Consider the following 6,100-nt stretch of genomic DNA (forward strand, 5'->3'; position numbering starts at 1 on the left):
CTGGTCAGCGCCCCACCGCGATGCCCCCCGCATCGGCAGCGCCCCGCCGTGGCACTCCCTCGTCGTCAGTCCCTGCGTCGCCGCCCCCCATGTCACCCCTCTACGTCGTCCCGCGCCCCGACACGTCCCCCTGGTCGCGTCAGCCCCCCGTGTCCTGGCGTTCGGCCGTGTCCTTGCTCACGCGGGGGCGGTCCGCGGTGGCCGGGGTGCGGTCCGCCGGGCCCTCCGCTGCCCAGCTGCCCAGGAGGCGCAGCGACTCCGCCGACGCCGAGCCGGGTTCCGCGTTGTAGACGATCAGCTGCTGGTCCGGGTCGGCGGGCAGCCGCAGCGTCTCGTACGACAGGGTCAGCGGCCCGACGACCGGATGGTGCAGCCGCTTCACGCCGAAGCCCTTGTCCTGCACGTCGTGCGTGGCCCAGAGCTGCCGGAACTCCTCGCTCTTCACCGACAGCTCCCCGATCAGCGAGGCGAGCTCCGGATCGTCGGGGTGGCAGCCCGCGTCCATCCGCAGAAAGGCGACGATGTCGGCGGCCTTGCTGTCCCAGTCGACGAAGAGGTCCCTGGACGCGGGGTCCAGGAAGACCTGCCGGGCGATGTTCCGCTGCTCCGGCTCCATCGCGGCGTAGTCGCCGAGCAGCGCGCACGCCATGCGGTTCCACCCGATGACGTCCAGCCGGCGGCCCGCGACGTACGCCGGTATGCCCTCCATCGCGTCCAGCAGCTGCTGCAGTGCGGGCCGCACCCGCTGCGGGCGCCCCGCGCCGCGCGAGCGCTTGGCCTTCGGCTTGACCAGGTGGCTGAGGTGCGCGCGCTCGGCGGCGGTCAGCCGGAGGGCGCCGGATATCGCGTCGAGGACGGCGGAGGAGACGTTCTGCCCGTGGCCCTGCTCCAGGCGTACGTAGTACGCCACGCTCACGCCAGCCAGCTGCGCCAGCTCCTCCCGCCGCAGCCCCGGCACCCGGCGCCGCCCGCCGTGCCGCGGCAGTCCGACGTCCTCGGGCTGCAGACGGGCGCGGCGGGTGCGCAGAAATTCGCTCAACTCGGTGCGCTGGTCCATATGGCCAGTATCCGCGCAGTGGCCGACAACCCGCTGTGGCCTGTGGACAACTCTGGGAAACCGCAGGTCGTGAGGGTGACACTGCTGTTGGTACCAATGCCGTTCGTACGTAAACGGGGGGTCTGGCTCCGCTTCCGCGGAGGACGCAGGCTCGATGTCATGACACACACCTCTGTCACCGCGTACGCAGCACCCGCGCCCAAGGCACCCCTGGAGCGCACCACCATTCCGCGCCGCGAGCTCGGCGCGCACGACATCGAAATCGACATCAAGTACGCGGGGATCTGCCACTCCGACATCCACCAGGTCGACAACGGCTGGGGCGAGGGCATCTTCCCGATGGTCCCGGGCCACGAGATCGCCGGCGTGGTCTCCGCGGTGGGCTCCGAGGTCACCCGCCACAAGGTCGGCGACCGGGTCGGCGTCGGCTGCATGGTCGACTCCTGCCGGGAGTGCGACAACTGCAAGGCCGGACTGGAGCAGCACTGCACCGGCGAGCTCGGCAACGTACAGACGTACAACGCCATCGGCCGGGACGGCGAGCCGACGTACGGCGGCTACTCCACCCACGTCGTGGTCTCCGAGGACTTCGCCCTCCGCATCCCCGAGGGCGTCTCCCTGGATGTCGCCGCGCCGCTGCTCTGCGCCGGCATCACCGTCTACTCGCCGCTCTCCCGCTGGGGCGCCGGCCCCGGCAAGAAGGTCGCGGTCGTCGGCCTGGGCGGCCTCGGCCACATGGCCGTGAAGATCGCGCACGCGATGGGCGCCGAGGTCACCGTCCTCAGCCAGTCGCTGCGCAAGAAGGAGGACGGCCTGAAGCTGGGTGCCTCCGACTACCGCGCGACCTCCGACCCGGCCACCTTCCAGGAGCTGGCGGGCCGCTTCGACCTGATCATCAACACCGTCTCCGCCAACCTCGACGTGGACGCCTACCTCTCGCTCCTGCGCGTGCACGGCACGCTGGTGCAGGTCGGCGCGCCGGAGGAGCGGCTCAGCCTCTCGCCGTTCTCGGTGCTGGGCGGCAGCCGGGCGATGGCCGGTTCGATGATCGGCGGCATCCCCGAGACCCAGGAGATGCTGGACTTCTGCGCGGCGCACGGTATCGGCGCGGAGATCGAGGTGATCTCCGCCGAGGAGATCAACGACGCGTACCGGCGGGTGCAGGCGAGCGACGTCCGCTACCGCTTCGTGATCGACACCTCGACGATGTGATCCCCGTGGACCGGCGCGCGGCCTGAATGCGCCGCGACCGGTCCACCGCGAAGAGCATGCCGGGTGGCCGTCCGACGGCCGCCCGGCTTCGTCGTATCGGCATCGGCCACCCGGTTCCGTTGCAATGGCCGCCCGGCTCCGTCGCGAACGCCGCCGGGTTTCGTCGGGTCCGCCGCCCGGTTTCCGCGTAACGGCCGCCCGGCCTCGCCGCGAATGCCACCCGGCTTCGTCGTATTCGTACCGGTATAGAGGGCGTTAGCCGGACGTTAGCGGACCAATAGTCTCCGTCGGCAGAGTGGATGTCGTGCCGGGCGGAAGCGCCCGGGCACACGACCACCAGTGCATATCCGCCTCTCCGGATACGGGGGAAACACCGTGAAGAAGACCGTCAAGGCCGCCGTCGCCTCGCTCGTCGCCGTCGGCGCCCTGGCCGCCACCGCCGGCCCCGCCCTCGCGCAGACCGCCCGCCCGGCGCCCGCCGCCAAGGTGGCGCCCTGCACGGCGTCGGCACTCAAGCTGCAGGCCGGTACCGTCAGCCGGCCGATCAACCACGTGCTGATCACCGCCACCAACACCTCGAAGAAGACCTGCGACTTCTCCGCCGAGACCTACCCGCTCCTGCGGCTCCACAAGGACCAGCAGGCGGTCACCCCGGTCATCGACGACTCCCAGCCGCAGGCCGTGGTCACCATCGCCCCCGGCGAGAAGGCCTACGCGGGCCTGACGCTCTCCGCCGCCGACTCCTCGGAGAAGGGCTTCAAGACCAGCAGGATCGAGGTGGCCGTGGCCAAGGACACCGGCCTGAAGTCCGTCACCGTCAAGGGCGGCCCGGTCTTCATCCAGCCCGGTGCCGCCAAGGTGACGTACTGGCAGGACAACGCCGCCGACGCCCTCCTCTGGTGATCAGCTCCCGGCCGGGGCACAGCCCCCGATCCCCGGCCGGGTCCGCTCCGCCGTACTCGGGCGGCGGAGCGGCATTGCTCCCTTCAGGCCGGTTAAGCACCCTTCGTACCCGTGCGACATGGCTGCGCCCGAGGCCGGGTGACCGGTAGGCTTTCCGTGTGATCTTCAAGCGCATCGGAAATGGGCGGCCGTACCCCGATCACGGCCGGGAGAGCACCCGCCAGTGGGCGGATGTGGCCCCGCGCCCGGTACGCCTTGACCAGTTGGTGACCACCAAGCAGCAGCTCGACCTCGAGACGCTGCTCGCGGAGGACTCGACCTTCTACGGCGACCTGTTCGCGCACGTCGTGAAGTGGCAGGGCGATCTGTACCTGGAGGACGGGCTGCACCGCGCGGTGCGGGCGGCGCTCCAGCAGCGCCAGGTGCTGCACGCCCGCGTCCTCGAGCTGGACTGACACCCGCCGCGACCGGCGCCGAGGCTCAGCCCTGAGCCTTACGGAGCGTGCCGTCGGCGCCCGGTATTGGCCCTTTCGGGTCACCTCTCGCGCCACGGACAGATCATTTAATAGGCAGAGCGCCATGGCCGCACTACGCTGCGGCCATGAGCATGCTGACGCCCCCCGGCATGGGCGGTAAGAAGTACCGCATCACGGGCGACAGGTATCCGAGGATGCGCCGTCCCCGTCGTGACCGCAGGATCGCCCTGGCGGTCGTGGCCTCCGCCTGCGTGCTGGGCGTCGGCGCCTGGGGCGCCGTCCAGCTCATCGACGTCTTCACCGGGCACGGCGGCACCGCGCAGGCCGCCCAGGAGAAGCATCCCTGCCCGGCCGGGCAGGACGGCGGCAAGCCCCGCAGCACGGCGAAGCCGCTGCCCAAGCCCAAGGCCGTCAAGGTGAACGTGCTCAACGCGACCACCAAGAGCGGGCTCGCGAAGGACACCGCCGACGCGCTCAAGAAGCGCGGCTTCACCATCGGCGAGGTGGGCAACGCGCCCGCCGCCTACGACAAGAAGGTCAAGGGCACCGGCGTACTGCTCGGCGCGCCGGCCGCCGCCGACGGCCCCTTCAAGGTGCTCGGCACGCAGGTGACGGGCGCCGAACGGAAGACCGACGGCCGCAAGGGCGGCGACGTCGACCTGATCATCGGCGACAAGTTCAAGGCCCTGGCGAAGGAGAAGGACGCCAAGGCCGCACTCGCCGCGCTGACGGCCCCGCCGAAGCAGAAGCCGGACAAGCCGGGGTGCTGAACGCCGCCTGAGCGCCGCCGCGGGGCGTGTGCCCCGCGAGGACGCGACGCTCAGCGGGTTCGTACGGCCGGCCTGTTCGTACGCTCAGTGACTTCGTACGGTCAGCGCGTTCGTACGCCGGCCGGCTCGCCGTGTTCGTACGCTGAGCCGGTGCGTGCCTTCGTACGCTGAGGCCATTCGTACGCTGGGCGCGCGGCCCGTGCGTACGCTCAGCCGGCCGTCCCGTACATGCGGTCGCCCGCGTCGCCCAGGCCGGGGACGATGTAGCGGTCCTCGTTCAGCCGCTCGTCGACCGCCGCGGTGACCAGCGTCACCGGCGTGCCGGCCAGCTCCCGCTCCATGACCTCCACGCCCTCGGGCGCGGCCAGCAGGCACAGCGCGGTCACGTCGTCGGCACCGCGCTTGATCAGTTCCTTGATCGCCGCAACCAGCGTGCCGCCGGTGGCGAGCATCGGGTCCACGACGTAGATCTGCCGCCCGGAGAGGTCCTCCGGCATCCGCGTGGCGTACGTCTGCGCCTCGTACGTCTCCTCGTTGCGGACCATGCCCATGAAGCCGACCTCGGCGGTCGGCAGCAGGCGGACCATGCCCTCCAGCATGCCCAGGCCCGCGCGCAGGATCGGCACGACCATCGGGCGGGGGTGGGAGAGCCGGACGCCGGTGGTCGCCGTCACCGGGGTCTCGATGTCGACCTGCTCGGTGCGCACATCGCGGGTCGCCTCGTACGCGAGCAGGGTGACCAGCTCGTCGGCGAGACGCCGGAACGTGGGGGAATCGGTGCGCTTGTCGCGCAGAGTGGTGAGTTTGTGCGCCACCAGCGGGTGGTCGACGACGTGGATCCGCATGACATCGACAGTAACCGAGGCCGGGCCCCCGGGCGCCCGCCGGACCGGGCGTACGAAGATCGGCCACCGGCGGGCGGGCACTCGGCCAACGTCAATCGATTCGCATCATCCCACTACTTCGGGGGAAAGTGGGCACAGACGCCCGGACCGACGGCCGGCCTCCGGGTGAGGACCTCGGCCCGAGGCGGTGGCGCTCATGCCCGACCAGAAGAACCGTCAGGACACCCGGCAGAACCGTCAGGACGCACGCCAGTCCCGGCAGGACGCACGGCAGTCGCGGCAGGACGCACGCCAAGGGCGGCAGAGCCGCCAGGACGCGCGGCAGGCCCGGCAGAACCGGCAGGATGCGCGGCCCGAGGGCACCACGCCCGCGTCCGGCCAGCCCGGCGGCGGGCGCACCGCACGCCCGGCGGCCCGCAGGCCGGGCGCCGCGCGCGGTACGGCGAGAGGCGAGGGCGGCGGCACCAGACCCGGCCGCCCGGCGGCGCGCACGAAGGACGAACGGGAGACCGGACCGCCCGGCAAGGCGAGGGACCGGGGCCAGGACCAGGACCAGGGCCGGGAACAGGCCCAGGACCGGGACCGGGACCGGGATCGGGACCGGGAGGACGCCGCGGAGATCGCGGGCCCGCACACGGGTGACACGGCCCAGAAGGTGGCCATGGACGCGCGGGCGGCCGGCGGGGAGGCCGAGCCGGACGCGGCACGCCGCCGCCGGCGGGCGCAGTTCCTGCGCGAGCTGAACGAGGCCAAGGCGCTGCGCGACCGCGTCCAGCCCCGGCGCGCCCGCGCCGCCCGGATGCGGCAGGCGATGCGCATGCGCACGTTCCGCTGGTA

Annotated in this window: 7 protein-coding genes; 5 read left to right on the forward strand and 2 right to left on the reverse strand. The window is 71.9% G+C overall.

The annotated features are described in order from the left end of the window. Positions 1-139: 139 nt before the first annotated feature. The gene (locus C3486_RS35870; RefSeq protein ID WP_103837045.1) at positions 140-1,057 is read right to left on the reverse strand and encodes a helix-turn-helix domain-containing protein; all 918 of its coding nucleotides are present in this window, start codon (positions 1,055-1,057) and stop codon (positions 140-142) included. Positions 1,058-1,216: 159 nt separating this feature from the next. Between C3486_RS35870 and C3486_RS35875 the strand changes: the two genes are divergently transcribed. The 4 genes from C3486_RS35875 (at position 1,217) to C3486_RS35890 (ending at position 4,418) form a co-directional block, all read left to right on the forward strand. Beyond that, a complete protein-coding gene (locus C3486_RS35875; RefSeq protein WP_103837046.1) occupies positions 1,217-2,269 on the forward strand; it encodes an NAD(P)-dependent alcohol dehydrogenase in 1,053 nt (350 codons plus the stop codon). A 375-nt stretch (positions 2,270-2,644) separates the two neighbouring features. Further along, on the forward strand, positions 2,645-3,172 hold the full coding sequence (locus C3486_RS35880; RefSeq protein ID WP_103837047.1) for a DUF4232 domain-containing protein: 528 nt from the start codon (positions 2,645-2,647) through the stop codon (positions 3,170-3,172). Positions 3,173-3,330: 158 nt separating this feature from the next. Then, a complete protein-coding gene (locus tag C3486_RS35885; RefSeq protein WP_004943146.1) occupies positions 3,331-3,627 on the forward strand; it encodes a type II toxin-antitoxin system VapB family antitoxin in 297 nt (98 codons plus the stop codon). A gap of 146 nt (positions 3,628-3,773) precedes the next feature. Further along, positions 3,774-4,418 carry a LytR C-terminal domain-containing protein gene (locus tag C3486_RS35890; RefSeq protein WP_181138808.1) on the forward strand — a complete coding sequence of 215 codons (645 nt, stop codon included), beginning with the start codon at positions 3,774-3,776 and terminating at the stop codon, positions 4,416-4,418. 209 nt (positions 4,419-4,627) lie between these two features. On the opposite strand, the gene upp is transcribed toward C3486_RS35890, so the two are convergent. Continuing rightward, positions 4,628-5,263, reverse strand: a complete 636-nt coding sequence (gene upp / locus C3486_RS35895) for a uracil phosphoribosyltransferase (protein WP_103837049.1) — start codon at positions 5,261-5,263, stop codon at positions 4,628-4,630. Between the two features lie 619 nt (positions 5,264-5,882). Here upp and C3486_RS38885 point away from each other — a divergent pair. Then, the coding region (locus C3486_RS38885; RefSeq protein WP_103837050.1) for a hypothetical protein at positions 5,883-6,100 on the forward strand (218 nt) is incomplete at its 3' end.

This window comes from Streptomyces sp. Ru73, assembly GCF_002920575.1.
Taxonomy (GTDB): domain Bacteria; phylum Actinomycetota; class Actinomycetes; order Streptomycetales; family Streptomycetaceae; genus Streptomyces.

Coding starts and splice junctions, on each gene's coding strand:
- C3486_RS35890 (WP_181138808.1), top strand. CDS start 3,774: ATGAGCATGCTGACGCCCCCCGGCATGGGCGGTAAGAAGTACCGCATC.
- C3486_RS35875 (WP_103837046.1), top strand. CDS start 1,217: ATGACACACACCTCTGTCACCGCGTACGCAGCACCCGCGCCCAAGGCA.
- C3486_RS35870 (WP_103837045.1), bottom strand. CDS start 1,057: ATGGACCAGCGCACCGAGTTGAGCGAATTTCTGCGCACCCGCCGCGCC.
- upp (WP_103837049.1), bottom strand. CDS start 5,263: ATGCGGATCCACGTCGTCGACCACCCGCTGGTGGCGCACAAACTCACC.